This is a genomic window from Bacillus sp. PPSBB_2 (assembly GCF_045291115.1).
GTDB lineage: Bacteria > Bacillota > Bacilli > Bacillales > Bacillaceae_G > Bacillus_A > Bacillus_A cereus.
The window spans coordinates 3,792,835-3,809,322 of sequence record NZ_CP147983.1; the positions used below are offsets into that span (position 1 = coordinate 3,792,835).

A 16,488-nucleotide genomic window follows, 5' to 3' on the forward strand; every position below is an offset into this window, starting at 1 on the left:
ATATATTTCTCAATATAGCTTCTAAGAAAAATATTGAAATTATTCAACTTCTGTTTCAAATATTTCACACAAATAATGAATTGAAGTTCATTTTTTATTGTATTCTACTCAAATCAAGGTAGAAACCAGCCAATTTTCAATAATTACACCCAACCAATTAAAAATTGTATTACAATATTACAAAAAATAAATGTCGAATTTTCTCAATATACGCCCCACAATCATTATGGTAATATGATTTCATCCTTACTTGTATTATCCTGATTGGTTTCCCTAACCAATCTCCCCACTAATCCTAGTGGGGAATTTTATTTTTGGAGTATTTTCGGATTTAAATATGCTATACTGTTTTAAACGGTAATTTTATTTTCATGTAGGTAATATGGTATTAAAATTAAAGTGGTTAAAGTCAAAGAAAAGGCTCTCAATTTATTTTGGGAGCCTTTTCTTTTGGTAACAAACAAGTTATAATCTATTCAATAAATTGAATTATCAATCTTTACATATACAGGAGGGATTCCTATGGTGGTCTACAAAGATAAAGAACGCGGAACCTATTTCTTCGTTGTCAGAGTCCGTCAGTTTGATGGCACTCAAAAACAAGTGAAGCGTCGTGGGTTTAAAACGAAAAAGGAAGCACGTGAAGCTGAAGCTAAAATGTTAGTTGAAAAAGAAACGAACTCTAGCTTGACGTTTGCACAAGTGGCTGATAGTTATTTTGATTGGTATTGCCAAAGGAGGAAACAGTCTTCGATTAACGCCATAAAAAATGCAATTTATAATCATTTACTAAAAGAATTTGGTAAAATGAAAATTGATACCATTACCGCAAAACATGTAATGAACTATCAAAATAAACTCTTAAATAACTACTCCGCTGATACTCTAAAGCAAATTCATACTATACTATCCGCTATATTCAATTTTGCGATAAAATTTTATGGATTGACTAGCAATCCAGCACGTATTGCAGGAAACTTTGAATTAGAATCAAACAAACGAATGAGTTATTGGGAATTCGATGAATTTCAAAGGTTCATCGATACTGTAGATGATTTACTTTACAATGCATTTTTTTCGACACTTTACTATAGCGGCGCTAGGAAAGGTGAATTATTAGCTTTAACATGGGCGGATGTTGATTTTGTAGGAAAAACGATTAACATCAACAAAACTGAATACAATCGTCAAGTTACAAAACCAAAGACAAAATCATCAAATAGAATCATCTTATTGCCTATACTTATCATTAATTTATTGAAGAAATTAAAAGAACATGCTACATTAACAGCACCAGTAAAAAATGATTATGTTGTTTTCGGTGAGTTTTATAATAGTATTGCTACCTCCACGTTAGATGAACGATACAAGAAATATGTGGCTACTGCTGGAGTGAAAAAAATTTTACTTCATGAATTTAGACATTCACATGCATCTTATTTAATTAATAAAGGTGTAAGTCCACTTGTAGTAGCACAACGACTAGGTCATTCTGATGTAGCAACAACTCTGAATACTTATAGTCACTTATATCCGTCAAAACAAGCAGAAGCACTCGCCTTTATAGAAGACGATTTGGCAAAAAAGTTACCAAAGTGTCACCAAGGGCTCTAAAACCCTTGGTATATATGATACCGCATTTAATCCCGTCATAAATCCAGCTTCACCGAGCATCGTTTTCTCCATTAAAGCGTTACAAGGACAAATCGTTACACATTGACCACAGCTAACGCATGAAGAATCATTAATATTTACTCCTTCATCCCAAATAACTCGTGGGCGTTCCGCTTCCCAGTCTATCGATAACGTTTCATTTACTTGTAAGTTTTGACACACCTCAACGCATTGACCGCATGCAATACATTGATTAGGATCATAGCGATAAAACGGATGTGTCATATCAACTTCACTTACATCTACTTTCGGTTCATACGGATATTTTTGATGTTCAATTTCCATTAATTCTGCTGTATTATGCAGTTTACAGTTCCCATTGTTGTTGTCACATACTGTACAGTATAATAAATGATTTTCTAGTAACCGATCCATCGCCTCTGTTTGTGCTTCTTTTGCGCGAACAGAAGCACGTTCAATGTTCATACCTTCCATCACTACTGTCGAACAAGATCGCATTAACTTTCCGTCAACTTCTACAATACAAGTGTCACATGTTTGAATAGGATCTACTTCTGGCACGTAACAAATTTGCGGATGTTCAATCCCGTTCTCATTAATAACACCCAATATCGTTGAACCGGGCTCCGCTGTATACTTTTTTCCTTCAATTGTAATATGAACCATGTTGTTATTCATGGTCTTTCCCCCTTTTTGAGAATAAAAAAACTCCACCACGAAAATATACGCACCGCATTTCGGCACGTTATTATCATGGTGGAGTAGTTTATTAGCACATCTTGCTAAAATACCAATCCATTTATTCATAAATAAAACGATAGAGTCATAACAGGTCATATCACGATTCCATCTTTAACACTATAATTATAGCGTTAAAGTTAAAAATATACAATATAAAATTTAAACTACGCATATGTCAGCTTGTAACTATCCATAATAACCCATATAAAGTGAAACTTTAATCAGTGGGGGGTTTTCTTCATCCCCCACTGATTATCAGCCCTCACCAATCGAGATAAAACATAACAAGGAGTAAGCGAACAAATGGGGTCTTTTAATAAATGGATTCGTGGTGAAAAATCTTTTTCTACCCAAGAGCAAGCTGATTACGCATTAAATAAATCTATCTCTTCTTCCCTTTCCCTTAATTTAAAGCACTTGTCCAAAATGTTTAGCGGTATTCCAGAATTAATAACACGCACTTTTCCATTAAAAAACGGACAGGAAGCTGCACTTATATATATGGAAGGACTTGTAGACAAAACTGTTATTAACGTAAACATTCTTCGTCCTCTCTTATTTAAAGAGTGGAATGAAGACGATTTTTGGGAAGCATCTGTTTCTATCGGAAATATTAAAAAAGTTCAACAGTGGACAGACATTGAACAATCTCTTTTACACGGCAAAAGTATTTTATTTATAAACGGACAACTATCCACTTTAGAGCTTGATACGCAAGCGGCACCAAAAAGGAGCATTGAAGAACCTACAACAGAGAGCTCCATAAAAAGCTCACACGAAGGATTTAATGAAGTAGCGAGCGACAGCCTTGCACTTATTCGTCGATATATTCCAAATCGCGAATTAAAAGTGAAGGAATTCACTGTTGGTGAACGAGCTACTTCAAAGGTTTTTTTGCTTTATCTAGCAGATGTTGCGAACGAAAATGTCGTAAAAGAAATGGCATCTCGTATCGAGTCAGTAAAAGTTGATGCGATTCTTACTACTGGTGAATTAGAGGGGTTTGTTGAAGATAATTCCTTTACTCTCTTTCCGCAATTATCAATAACTGAACGCCCTGACACAACAGCACATCATATTCTAGATGGGCGAATTGCCGTTGTTGTAGATCGCTCACCAGGCGTATTAATAGGACCTATGACCTTTTCATCCTTTTTTCAGACGATAGATGATTACAGCTTCAGACCCATGATTCCATCTTTTATACGACTTCTTCGTTTCACTGGGCTATTTATTGCAATATTTGCTCCTGCTCTTTATATTGCTATGATTTCCTTCCATTATGAAGTGATTCCGCTCAAATTGTTGTTAACGATTGGAGAATCTCGAGCCAAAATTCCTTTCCCCCCATATTAGAAGCTTTATTAATGGAATTAGTTCTCGAAATGCTCCGAGAAGCAGCGATTCGGCTTCCTGGGCCTGTTGGACAAACAATCGGCGTCGTAGGAGGAATTGTAATTGGACAAGCTGCCGTTCAAGCTGGGATTGTTAGTAACGTTATGGTTATCGTCGTATCAATTACTGCGGTTGCCTCCTTCATTATTCCTAACTTAGAAATGTCAGCAGGAATTCGACTTCTTCGATTCCCAATGATGATAGCCGCCTCTTTATTTGGCGTCATTGGAATTATGGTTGGAATGGCAATCATTATTATTCATATACTTTCTATGGAATCTCTCGGTGTTCCTTATGGTAGTCCTTTTTCTCCGTTATTTGCTTCGGATTTAAAAGATACCCTTGTACGTTTCCCATGGAAAATTATGAAGAAACGACCACTATCTCTACAATTAAAACAAGATAACCGGCAAAGAGATGTTGAGGAAAAGGAGGATAATAAGTGACAAAACGTGCAAAGAGGGAGATTAGTTTATTTCAATACATTTTAACGATTAGTGGTGTTCAAGTAGGATTCGGTGTCCTTACACTTCCGCGTGAAGTTGCACAAGGGGCAAATACAGATGGCTGGATGTCTATTATTATTGGATGTGCTCTCACTACTTTAGTCAGTTTATGTATTGTGAAAATTATGGAAAATCATCCTGGATATACTTTACTCGATGTGCTGACTCGTTATCTTGGGGAGTGGCTAGGAAGAGTAGGAATGATTTTTTGGATTTTATATGCTGTCCTTGCAGCTATTTCCTTAATTTTTTCCCTCTTATACGTTATTCACATTTGGATTTTACCTAGAACTCCAATGTTTTTAATTATGATTTTACTATCTATTCCAATGTTAATGCTAGCATGTAAAGGCGTTCTTATTATAAGTCGCTATGCTGTTTTCACTGTATTTTTCACACTATGGATGCCTTTTCTATTGTTTATTCCGCTTAAAGATGGGCATTGGATTTATCTTCTTCCTCTTCTTAAAGAAGGCTGGATACCAGTTTTAAACACAGTAAAATCAACTATCATTGCGTTTCTCGGATTTGAGTTTGCATTTGTCCTTTATCCTTATCTCAGTAATAAATCATCTGCAAAAAAAGGAATTGTTCTTGCGAATTTGATTACGCTATTTATTTATCTTCAAGTCACGTTTGTCTCTTTTGTTTATTTTAGTCCAGATGGTATAACAAAGTTTTTATGGCCGACTCTTTCTCTTGTTACACCATTTCACTTCTCATTTCTTGAGCGATTTGAAATTATCTTTTTGTCATTTTATCTCTTTATTATTTTTGATTCCTGTATTCCTTATATTTTCACTGCTTCAGATGGAATTAATCAATTACTTAACAAAAAAAGCAGTTCATTACCTATTTATGTTTTATTATTCGGGTGTATTTTCATCTTATTCTTTTATATCCCTTCCTCTTACCAAATAAGTTCGTTGCGAGAATTTTGGGGAACTGCAAGTTATTTTATCGTTTTTCTATTCCCAGTCGTATTTCTCTTATACATGACACTTTATCAGCATTGGAAAAGGAGAAGAGTTTAAATGAGGCGCTTTATTCATTTCACTATACTTTACTTTCTCATAACCTTTTTAACAGGCTGTGGAGATCGACTCGACTTAGAAAAACAATCGATTTCATTAATTTACGGCTTTGACGCAAAAGCAAAAGGAAAATTAATTGTGTACCACGTAAATCCTATTTTTAATGAAGACGTAGAAAAAAAGTACGAAACACATGAAGCGAAAGTACGTACACCTCGAGAAGCAAAAGCAACGTTTAATAGTTCAAGTGGCGGTTTAGTATCTACAGAAAAGTTACAGCTCATTTTATTTAGCACAATTTTTTTAAAACAAGAAGGGGCTATGCCTTACCTTGATGTTTGGTATCGTGATCCTAAAAACACTGGAAACATGCGCATGGTTGCAGTAGACGGTCCAATTTCTTCAGTTATATATAATAACTTTAAAGATAAGCCTGCCCTTCCCGAGTATTTAACAGATTTAATTAACACGAACAAACTGTACAATCGGACCGTTTTTACGACATTCCATGAATTTCACAGGCAAACGTTTAATAAAGGTATAACACCTGCTATTTCAGAAATAAAAAAAGGTAAAAAGGATGTTATCGTTACTGGTTCCGCGCTATTAACTTCTCGCGGAATTTATAAAATGTCATTAAATCGTTATGAAAGCGCCCTTCTTCTTTTGTTACAAAAGAAAGCGAATACACCGGTTTCGCTTACATTGAAAATCCCTTCTACTTCAGTTGAAAGTAATAGTGATTTAAAAGATACCGATGGCGGCGATTTCGTAACAATAAATGTTCTTAGCATGAATCGTGATATCCATACAGACTATAGCGATAACCACTTCAAATTTCATGTTAAAATGGATTTAAAAATTGCTGTCTCTGAACTTACATTCAATATGGATATAGACAAAGATAGAAAGAAATTAACTTCTCTTATTACAAAACAACTAAACAAAGATTTGAACGATTTAATCCACAACATTCAAAAACAGCAACTTGATCCATTCGGATTTGGTGATTATGCGAGAGCGTTTCAATATAAAGAATGGAAACAAGTCGAAGATGATTGGCCGAGTGCCTTTTCAAAAGCTAATGTGAAAGTGGCACCAACTATTAAAATTTTAGAAAATGGGATTATTAAATAGAAAAAACACGCTACTTGTTCTTATATGAATAAGTAGCGTGTTTTCATTTCCATTACAAGTATTATTTCAATGGACTATACTTTATTTCTATTTCTAACATTACTATGTTTTTTAGCATATACAAAATATATGAAAACCCCTACTATAATCCATGCCACAAAACTAATTAAAGTAAGCTTAGAAAGGTTCAAAGCTAAATATATACAACTTACTATCGAAACAATAGGTAAAAAAGGTACTAGAGGAGCACGGAATGGCCTCTTCATATTAGGATGTGTCTTTCTTAATACAATGACAGCTATAGATACAAACACAAATGCTGTTATCGTTCCCATATTCACTAAATTAGCTAATAAATTCAAATCCACTAATCCCGCTAATAAAGCTGCTAGTATACCTGTAACCCATGTATTAAAAAATGGAGTTTGTAAACGTTTATGGACACTTGAAAGTCTTTTTGGTAACAATCCATCTCGACTCATCGAATAAGATACACGAACAAATGCAAACATAGCTACTAACAGAACTGTTGTTAGCCCTGCTATCGCTCCCACCGATAACAACCCAGCAATTCTATCTTCTCCTACAATGCGCAACGCATATGCAACCGGATCAGCAACATTTAATTCCGTAAACGGAACCATTCCAGTTAACACGAATGAAACACCTACATATAGAACCGTACAAATGAACAAGGAAACAAGTAGCCCAATTGGCACGTTACGTTGTGGACGCTTCACTTCTTCTGCGGCTGTTGCAACTGCATCAAATCCTAAAAAAGCAAAAAATACAGTAGCAGCGCCTCCTACCACACCGTGAAAACCAAACGGTAGAAATGGTTGCCAATTCTCTGGTCTTACATATTGTGTCCCTACAACAATAAATCCTACAATAACAGCCAGTTTAATAATAACCATTATATTATTTATTCGTGCACTTTCTTTTGCACCACGGCTTAATAAAAATGTAACAACTAAAATAATAAGAACTGCTGGTAAATCAATGATTCCACCCTTCCCCATTCCTGGTGCCGAAGCAAAAACCGTAGGAATGTGAATATTAAAACCTAGTAGCAATGACTGAAAATATGCTGACCAGCCTGCTGCAACCGCAGAAGTCGCTAATAAATACTCCAGCATAACACACCAGCCAACTATAAATGCAAAAATCTCACCTAGTGTCATATATGTATATGAATATACACTTCCCGAAACTGGAACTGTAGATGCAAATTCAGCATAACAGAAAGCTACACATGCACATATAATTGCCGCTAATACAAAAGATAATACAATCGCCGGACCAGCATGTTTCGCTGCTACAATACCAGTTAATACGAAAATACCTGTACCAATAATTGCTCCAATACCTAAAAGAGTTAAATCAATCGCTCCTAAAGTTTGATTCAATACTTTTTTCTTTTCTTCATCCATTGCTTTCTTTATGAAAAGACTCATTCTTTGAAACCTCTTTTTCAAGTTTATCTCTTACTTGTTACATTCTTTATTACTGTTCTATTTTAAAAATAAAAATATACATAGTTCACTTCCCTTATAGACTTAGTAACCCACCTCAAAAAAACAGAAAAATCAATCCCCTTATAGCATATTGAATTTTCAAAATATTAATGGTACAAAAAACCATTAAGAATGCTGATTGAATTTATCATACAATTAATTATATTGTCAATAATAAATCAATCAAAAATAATCGGTTGATTATGTATCAAATGTTATTTTTTATACATAATTATTTTCTCAAAAACATTGTTGTTTTCCACCTTAATATTCATACACATTTTATTACATTGATTTTCATACAATTTTCATTGCATACAATGCAATGAAAATCATAATAACCTCAAATGAATTATTATTTAAAAATAATAATTCATTTGAGGTTATTTTACCATTTTAATACTAACAAAAAAGTGCAGATTTTCATCTGCACTTTTTTTATTCTTCCGCTTCAGCTTCTGCACTACTATTTTCAAGATGCTCCTTCTGAGCTTCCTCTTGCAGCTCCGCTGAAATCATCCCATAATAAAGTTCCGGATATAACCCAAATATTTGATATACACTTCCTAAAAACGGCATCAGAATCCCTCTTTTCTAAAGTTGTATTGCCACTTTTAAGGATTCCCTTTTCATTCATTATACATTCGTTTTTGACGTTTCTTCTTCATCTTGAACACCTAATAAATTTTGCCATTTTTTATACGGAGCGCTATTTGGATCTACATATCCTTTTGCATGCGAGCGATCCCACAATTGTTTAATAAACATTTCTTTCTCTTTCTTTGCCACCATATCGGCACCTGTACCGTAATAGTTCTGGAAATACAACTCGATTTCATCAAGGAATAGTCTTAATAATTCATCTGATGTTTCTTCTAACGTCGGATCATACTTCGCTTCACGGTCATACATTAAAATCATATCTAAAAGATTGTGGACATGTTCTTTTCTAAGCCATCTTACATCTTGGGCTCCTAATACGAACGGATGTGTATATAAATGTCCACCTTGTATCATCGCCTTTTCTTGCTCTTCTTCAAATCGTGACAAGATGTTTTCATAAATAAACGGATTATGAAGCAACGCTCTGTGTAATTTATAACTTTCGCTTGAAATATTTTTCCCCATCGACTGAATTAAAAAGCTACGTCCTACACCGTTATATTGATACACAAACTGTCCATCAACAGCAACTAAACTAATCCAGCGATACATATATGCGTATAGTAATGCACGATTACATTTATCATAATCTAATTTTGTTTGAGTCGCGTTTAAATCTGGCATAAAGGCTGGTAAATGCCAATACTTATCTAAATGCGGCGTTAAACTAGATTTTTTACTATTTAATTTGTTTACACGGCGATAATACGATTGGAAATAGTCACCTTTATCATTCATAAATCCATTTGAAATATGTCCTGATGATAATTTAGGAAAGTTTTGCAGCGATAAGCCGTAATGCGCTCGATAACAGATCACTTCAAATGGCGAAAAGGCTTCATGTACTGTATCTTTTTCTTTAAACATTTCTTGAATTAATTCCTCTTGCAACTCTTTCTTTAAAGAAGGATGTATACCCCAATATTGTAATTCCCTATGATGAGCAACTTTCGGAACGAATGGACTCGCTAAATGGAACAGGTCTTCAATTTTTTCACGAACGTATTCATCGCGATCACGTTTCTTATAATCTGCTTCTTTTCGCAACGCTTCAATAATATTCAGTTCTAATTTATCACGATAGCGTACTTGCAGTTCGTCATAACAATAGCTCAGTATATGTTCTCGGTAGAAATCCTCTACCTTTTTCGACTGAATCTCTTCTGTTTTCGCATCACGACAGTATTCCCCGTACAAACTCATATAAATTTCCGCTGATATATCTTTCGGTAGTACACCTAAATTTAAATGTTGCTGCATATCTTGCCATATCTTTTCTTGCAGCTGTTCCTCAGCTAATACATATACATTCGTCGGGTTTGTTTTCCCTTCAAATTCCTTACTGCGCTTTTGGATTTCAAACAGTAAATTTTCACGTGTTTCATGTAAATTATCAAAAAATCTTTCCCAATATTGAATCATTTTATTAACTGCTTGATATAGCGATTGATATACAAGTTCTAATAGCATTTCTTTTCGATATTCATTTAATTTGTGTACATATTGCGTTACGATGTCTTCAAATTCTCTTTTGAATAAACGTTGCTGATTATTAATCATTTTTCCGAACCAGCCTTGTTGTTGAGCAATTTCTACTCGGCGTACAGCCGTTACCGTTCCATCAATATTACCCACATTAAATTTTTTATCGTAATTTTGAATTACATTACGCTTTTGTTCATTATTTTCATGTAGTCGATTCATTTTTTCTACTAACTGCTTTCGAATTTCATATAACATAAAACGTGCTGCTACTGGGTGAACGGGATCTGTTTTCTTTAAAAACCATGTATTTAATTGATAGGACTGCCCTTCAGAGCCACTTGGTGAAAAGCGGTCTGATTCAATCATGTCATATAAAAGTGTCGTTACATGTTCATGTACCCGGCTCGGAATCGCATACGCATATAAACGAACCGCATGATCCACTCTTGCCACTTCACCCTTCATTTGTTCCATCATTTTCAATTTCGTAGCTGAAATTTTACACTCATGTTGCAGACGATTTAATTCCTCATCTTTTTGCACCGTTCGTTGTACATAACTTTCTACAGCTTCTAAAAAAAGTTTTGATTTCGCAACTCCGAGCTTACCACCCTCTGCTCCTTCACGTGTTTCATTGTACATTTGTCTATAGAAAATATGAGCTTGCTCTGGACGGGTAGCAAGATGCTCCAAGTCCTCTAAATAACTTTTACCTCTCTCCGGCTTTTCACGTTGCATCCCACGTTTTACATCTTGATCGTATCTTTGCTTCTTCTCTTGAAACAGTTGATCTAAATGAAGCCACGATTCATCTAAACCTTGCACAGCCCATTTTAAAGCACAATATTTTAACACATGTTCATATGGATAAATGAGTTTTGCCGTTCCTGCCCCGCAATATCGTCCTTTTCCGCTTGATTCTGCTAATTGCTGAATTTGATTGTCTTCCTGTGCAAAATGACTTGTGGACATCGGGCTAAATAACTGTAAATAAATTGTATTTGCCATCTGTTCCATATAGTCTGATAAATTGTGTAAATGGTGTCCATGTAGGTTTTCGTAATCGTATAAGAAACAATAATTGTACGGTAAATGATGTTGTTTAATTGTATGATTCGTTCTTCCGTCTTCATCTACTTGATCAGGGCGATACTCTAATTCAATTGTTACACCGCCGCGTTTTGATAATTCTCCAGTAGACCCGAGCGTAATAGCATGTAATTCTTTTAACGATGCATAGCCATTTGCTTGCACCGTTTCAAATTCTTTCGCGCTAACCGTTCTCGTCTTTACTAAAACATCCGGCATTAAAAACGCACCGCGTATTAAAATGTTATGATGCTGCAATTTCTTCCGAAGCATTTCACGTAAATATAAAGCAATTTGCAGAAACATCCCTGAACCTGTTCCGCCTGCTAGTGATGTTACTATAATGACACGCACACCATATTCCGTTTGATCACTTGTAACCGGAAAAATCTTCTCGATTTCTTGCCAAAAAGACGTCAATTTATCTTCTTTCATCGCAGCACGTAACGCTAAACGTGAAATGACGCGTAACTGTCCTGCTCCTTCTGTTAATGGTTTATCAAGTATAGTCGGATCCATCGGAAACCACTCTGGGATCGTTGGATCTCCCGCAATATACTCCCTAGGCGTTTTACTAGAACTTGTTTGTGTCTTAAACTTTCGAATATGATCGAATTTACTTAATGTATTCACATCTGTATCAAATACGTGCATTGCTACCTTTTTCCGGCGCTCTTCAGGCAGTTTTTCATATATTTGATGCGTCACAGTACTACCGATTCCACCTAAACCAATTAATATTGTTGGAACTTGTAATGTCATGTGAACCACCTTCCTATTCTTGCTTGTTTGAAAAAAGGGAAAGAGGATCAATACTCCATCCCCTTCTTATCCCTACCTACTATTCACATTCGTACTTGTAAATCTCTTTACCATATCCCCTATCAATTAGTAAAAGTTCATTTGGATATAGTGTCTTATGTTCCATTCCTACTTCATCCTCTGCTATAAACATTCCATCAATAATCATTCCAACTACTTGTGATTCTTTCGCTACAAAGACAGATTTCGAACCTTTCTTCGCTATAAACGTAACGGATTGCACGGTTTTTCTTTCTGCTCTAAATGGGATACCAAAATAATGGTTCCACCATTTATTTCGAAGTAATTCTGGTTCAGATTGATATAGCCAATCTTTCGCTACCTCTTGATCCCATTCATAATACAGTAGTGCTTTCCGGTGAAATCTTGGCCGAACAATCCATCCTAAAACAATGATTCCTACTGCTAGCAGTAATAAAGTGATAGGAATGACAAACTTAAAAATAAGCGCATATTTTTCATAAAACGGAGCATCTTGAATATGGAATGTTATGTTTTTCTTTACTTCTTGTAACTTTGAATCCTGCATTACGATGGTAGCTTCTACGGTGCCGGTATCTGTAAAATTAAATGTGTCGGAGTAATAGGGACGAGGATAAACATAGATTTGATTTCCATGTTGCTTTATTTCATAATTGATTGATTGTTTAGATGTGACACCAGTAGATTTTAATAGTTTTTTTACAGCTTCTTCTGTCATTAACTTACCATCTAACTGTGGTTGTAAAACAAATGGTTTACTATTCTCTAAATTTGTCACTTTTTCTTCATAATCTTTTGTAACAGTTTGAAGTGATAATTTCGGTTTCTCAGCTGTTTCAATTTTAAATTCTTTCGTCTGTCTATAAAACCCCTTTATATTCATATGAACTTTCCCGCGTACTAACCCTTTACCAAGCTTCGTTTCGTAATAAAACACATGCCTTTTATCGTTCCACTTCATTGCATATTGTTTTCCATCTATTTCTACTTCTGCCTGAAAGTAAGAAGACTGAACTGGCAACTCCGTAGGCTTTGCTTCAATAACAGCAGTAACACCTTCGTACATGTTCTCTACATTTTTTTGACTACTATCATCTTTGTCATAAGCAGAAACCGTATAATTAAGCGCTGGTTCAACTAATACTTGTAGTCCTTCTTTCTCAATGTCCTGATCCACTTCTATCGTATAAGTTCCTGGTTTAATAACTTCCTCATTTTCCGTACTTATATGAACTATATTTCCGAACAATTTTGCTTCTCCTGGTGCATGTATGGAAAAAGAAGATTGTAATTGTAATGGTTTAGAAATTTGTGTGACCTGATAATCGGGCAGAGAAGGCGATTGTCGTACAAGCGTCATACGCTTTAACGGAAATGGTGTTGTAATCTCTACTCTTTTCCCCACTACTTTCGTTTTTACAATCGATTCAACAGAGGAGAATGGATCACGATTTGCAACTAATGCTGCCACTTGATTTACACTTTTTACAATGCCATCTTCTCCGCTTGACGGCATCGTAACACCATTTATCTCTTTCTTCCATATTTCCTTGAACGTATTTAGTTGTTCTTTTTCTTGTTGTCCTAAATCTTCTTCCATCGTAATTAAGACTGGATGTAACGATATCTTTTTTGTATCCATTTCTTTCTTAAACTGGGCTAATTTCTGCAAAATTTGTTCTTTTCCGCCAACCTTATCTTTCTCTAAATCATTAAATGCCCCGTCAGTTAATACAATAAGCCAAAATTCACGTTTTCCATCTATATCTGCTTCCTTTTTTATAGATTGCATCGCCGTTTCTACCGCGCTAAATGGAGTATTTAAATACGTTTTCCACGCTCCAATTCCCTCAATTTCTGTTTGCCTTTTATCCTTCGTTAACGAAATGTTTAATGGATCATTCGGCTTACTCATTGGAACGTAAGAAAATTTATCTTTTTCATCCAATAGCGCAACTAAACTTTGCAAAGCATAATTGGCATATTTCCAGCGATCGTTATTTCTCATGCTGCCCGAATCGTCATATACAAGTGAAACGACCCTTTCCTTTGCCTCCTCTCCTTTTGCAAAAGCTGATAAAGGTAAACATATAAATAGAAACAACATGAACGTGGCACAAATTCGGATTTTCATGATGAGGCTTCGCCACCTTTGTAGACAAATTCCTATGTTTAAATTTATGAGAGGAAACAAGATATATGACTTGTATTTTAGGACAACTAACCCACCATAACCTTATTATGTAAACAGATCATACACTTGGTAATATTCCTTCTAGCATTCTCTATCCAATTATATAAGTAAAAAAGCCTGTTTAAGCTCCACGCTTAAAACAGACTTTTCCTACTTTTTATTTTAAAAACACATAACAAAAAGTTTGATTTTTGACTTAACACATCACTTCTATTGTAAATCCACCAGGTGCTTCAATATAAAACGTATACGCATGGGCATGCTTAGGAGGCTCGACCAAAAATCCATCTTCCTTCAATCTTCGATTTATCTTGTCTACTTGTTCTTCACTTTCTTGTGGAAATCCTACATGAAATGTTTTTGGATACTGAACTTCTTTCCCTTTCATTAACGTTAGTATAAATCCATCATTATCACGCATAACTGCAAAGGCATTCCCCCTTGTTCCACTACAAGTTAAGCCAAAATACTTTTCTAAAAACTCTCTTGCAGCTACTACATCTGCAACTGTTAAATTAAGATGTTTAATTCCCAACTCATCACCTTCTTTCTTAATTTTCTAACATTTTATCATACAATTAAAAAACACGCCTTTCACAGCGTGTTTCATTGCTTTACATACACTTCAACAATCGGATTCTCTTTATGATCCGCATGCAAGCGTATATTCTCTTCACCTGTATTATAAATACTAGCTAATAACATTATCGTTAACACATTAGGTGTCTTCGCATCACTTCCGTATTTTCTCTCAAGCGCTTCCTTATATTCAAAATCTAAATCCCCCTGCACATATGTATACACTTCAAAACCATCTTCTAAATTGCAAACTACTGTATCAATAATATCTGTCCCTACTTGCTTCTTCATTTCCTCTCGTAACGCTTCAATAAAATCTTCCCATGGTACTTCGTATGTCTGAAACTGATCTGTAGATTTCATGCCTTTTCCTCCTTATATATCCTCTTCTTATATTTCCCCTTTCCTATAACAATTATGATAGATAGGGCATTCGTACAAGCCGCACTTGTCCCCCTTACATATCGTATTACTGTAATGCGGAAGGAGGAAAGAATATGCATAGACAAAAATGTTATCATACATGCCAACGTTATTTCGGAAAAGTTGTTCGGATTGAAGACCGTGATGGCCGTATACATTTAGGTAAAATAATCGATGTGACACAAAACTCTGTATGGATCGAACCGGTGCAACAGCGCTCATCTTTTGATTCAGGGTTCGGATACTACGACGCTTATGCAAACGGTGGTTGTGACCTTTGCGGCGGCCTTAGCAGGTGTGATAGTTGTGGATTCGGATGCGGTGGTGGATTCAGCAGCTGCGGATGTGGTGGTCGTGGTTGTAGTAGTTGTGGTTGCGGCGGCTGGGGAGGCGGCGGTTGTGGCTGGGGTGTTGAACTCGGATTTGGTTTCATCTTCGGAATTACATTAGCTGCATTATTTTTCATTTAACATAGTAAAGAGTTGGCTACCTTTAGCCAACTCTTTTTCTTTATTTTTCACATATAAAAATACGATGCCCTAAAATGTGTTGGTACATAAGCCGTACATTTTCATGCTGTACCCACGCCTCATATAACTCATTCGGAATATGTGAGGATACATTCCATTCTGGCTCTTCTACATAGCCAGAGATCGTTTCTGCAATCGTGCCACCGCCAGCAATTGTAATTCTTTTAAAATTTGCTTTCTGAAATAATTGTACCCACTCATTCTCAGTTAATAATTCTTTCATACCATATAATTGGGCGATTTTTTCTTCCTCACCCTTATCAATGTGCCTATCAATAATCATTTCAATGACAACAAGCTTACCGTCCTGCTGTAATACACGATAACACTCCGAGATAACCCTTTCTTTGTCTGTAAAAGCGATGATTGATTCTCCAAGTACGAACTCAAATGAGTTATTCAAACACGGTAATTGCTCTACATTTCCTTCAATTAATTGTATAGCTAGCCCTTCAAACAACCATCTATCTTTTGCCTTTTGAATCATAATTTCATTCTTTTCAACCGTTGTTACTTTATAACCAAATTCCCTTGTCATATATGCCGCTGTTTTCCCCGTACCGCAACCTATCTCAAGGACATTCGCTCCATATTTAAAAGGCAGTTGTGCTAACAATTGTTTTGTTAACGTAAAACCACCAGGATGAGCACTTCCTATTCCGTAATAAGCTAGGAAATCGATGTATGTGTTTCGTTTCATGGAATTCTCCCTTTTTTTATTTTATATATTCGAGGACGGAAGAAAAGTGCATAGAA

Annotated in this window: 11 protein-coding genes and 2 pseudogenes; 5 read left to right on the top strand and 8 right to left on the bottom strand. The window is 35.4% G+C overall.

The window, feature by feature from the left end; translation table 11 throughout:
• Positions 1-522 precede the first annotated feature (522 nt).
• Positions 523-1,614, top strand: a complete 1,092-nt coding sequence (locus tag V6946_RS18895) for a site-specific integrase (protein ID WP_065484922.1) — start codon at positions 523-525, stop codon at positions 1,612-1,614.
• Here V6946_RS18895 and V6946_RS18900 read toward each other — a convergent pair.
• A pseudogene (locus tag V6946_RS18900) lies at positions 1,594-2,313 on the bottom strand (2Fe-2S iron-sulfur cluster-binding protein); the annotation flags it as partial. The gene V6946_RS18895 and the pseudogene V6946_RS18900 sit on opposite strands and share 21 nt — an antisense overlap.
• 366 nt (positions 2,314-2,679) lie before the next feature.
• Here V6946_RS18900 and V6946_RS18905 point away from each other — a divergent pair.
• From V6946_RS18905 to gerSC, 3 genes and pseudogenes are all read left to right on the top strand, one after another.
• Positions 2,680-4,217 (top strand): annotated as a pseudogene (locus tag V6946_RS18905) (spore germination protein).
• Positions 4,214-5,311: an endospore germination permease gene (locus V6946_RS18910; protein WP_000166518.1), complete on the top strand. Its 1,098-nt coding sequence runs from the start codon at positions 4,214-4,216 to the stop codon at positions 5,309-5,311. Before V6946_RS18905 ends, V6946_RS18910 begins: the two are co-directional and overlap by 4 nt.
• Complete coding sequence (gene gerSC / locus V6946_RS18915; protein ID WP_006928459.1) at positions 5,312-6,448, top strand: spore germination protein GerSC; 1,137 nt, start codon at positions 5,312-5,314, stop codon at positions 6,446-6,448.
• Positions 6,449-6,522: 74 nt separating this feature from the next.
• On the opposite strand, the gene V6946_RS18920 is transcribed toward gerSC, so the two are convergent.
• From V6946_RS18920 to V6946_RS18945, 6 genes are all read right to left on the bottom strand, one after another.
• Positions 6,523-7,905: an APC family permease gene (locus V6946_RS18920; RefSeq protein WP_000051661.1), complete on the bottom strand. Its 1,383-nt coding sequence runs from the start codon at positions 7,903-7,905 to the stop codon at positions 6,523-6,525.
• Positions 7,906-8,403: 498 nt separating this feature from the next.
• The gene (locus tag V6946_RS18925; RefSeq protein WP_001116192.1) at positions 8,404-8,544 is read right to left on the bottom strand and encodes a hypothetical protein; all 141 of its coding nucleotides are present in this window, start codon (positions 8,542-8,544) and stop codon (positions 8,404-8,406) included.
• A 57-nt stretch (positions 8,545-8,601) separates the two neighbouring features.
• Positions 8,602-11,964, bottom strand: coding sequence for a tubulin-like doman-containing protein (locus V6946_RS18930; protein WP_366981438.1), 3,363 nt, complete (start codon positions 11,962-11,964; stop codon positions 8,602-8,604).
• A 79-nt stretch (positions 11,965-12,043) separates the two neighbouring features.
• Positions 12,044-14,140 carry a vWA domain-containing protein gene (locus tag V6946_RS18935; RefSeq protein WP_366981437.1) on the bottom strand — a complete coding sequence of 699 codons (2,097 nt, stop codon included), beginning with the start codon at positions 14,138-14,140 and terminating at the stop codon, positions 12,044-12,046.
• Between the two features lie 256 nt (positions 14,141-14,396).
• Entirely contained in the window at positions 14,397-14,735 is a 339-nt protein-coding gene (locus tag V6946_RS18940) for a VOC family protein (protein ID WP_000511518.1), read from the bottom strand.
• A gap of 71 nt (positions 14,736-14,806) precedes the next feature.
• Positions 14,807-15,142, bottom strand: a complete 336-nt coding sequence (locus V6946_RS18945; protein ID WP_000842887.1) for a hypothetical protein — start codon at positions 15,140-15,142, stop codon at positions 14,807-14,809.
• A 134-nt stretch (positions 15,143-15,276) separates the two neighbouring features.
• On the opposite strand from V6946_RS18945, the gene V6946_RS18950 reads away from it, so the two are divergent.
• Positions 15,277-15,672 carry a hypothetical protein gene (locus V6946_RS18950; RefSeq protein WP_000555006.1) on the top strand — a complete coding sequence of 132 codons (396 nt, stop codon included), beginning with the start codon at positions 15,277-15,279 and terminating at the stop codon, positions 15,670-15,672.
• Between the two features lie 40 nt (positions 15,673-15,712).
• Here V6946_RS18950 and V6946_RS18955 read toward each other — a convergent pair whose 3' ends face one another.
• A complete protein-coding gene (locus tag V6946_RS18955) occupies positions 15,713-16,432 on the bottom strand; it encodes a class I SAM-dependent methyltransferase (protein WP_006928455.1) in 720 nt (239 codons plus the stop codon).
• Positions 16,433-16,488: the final 56 nt, after the last annotated feature.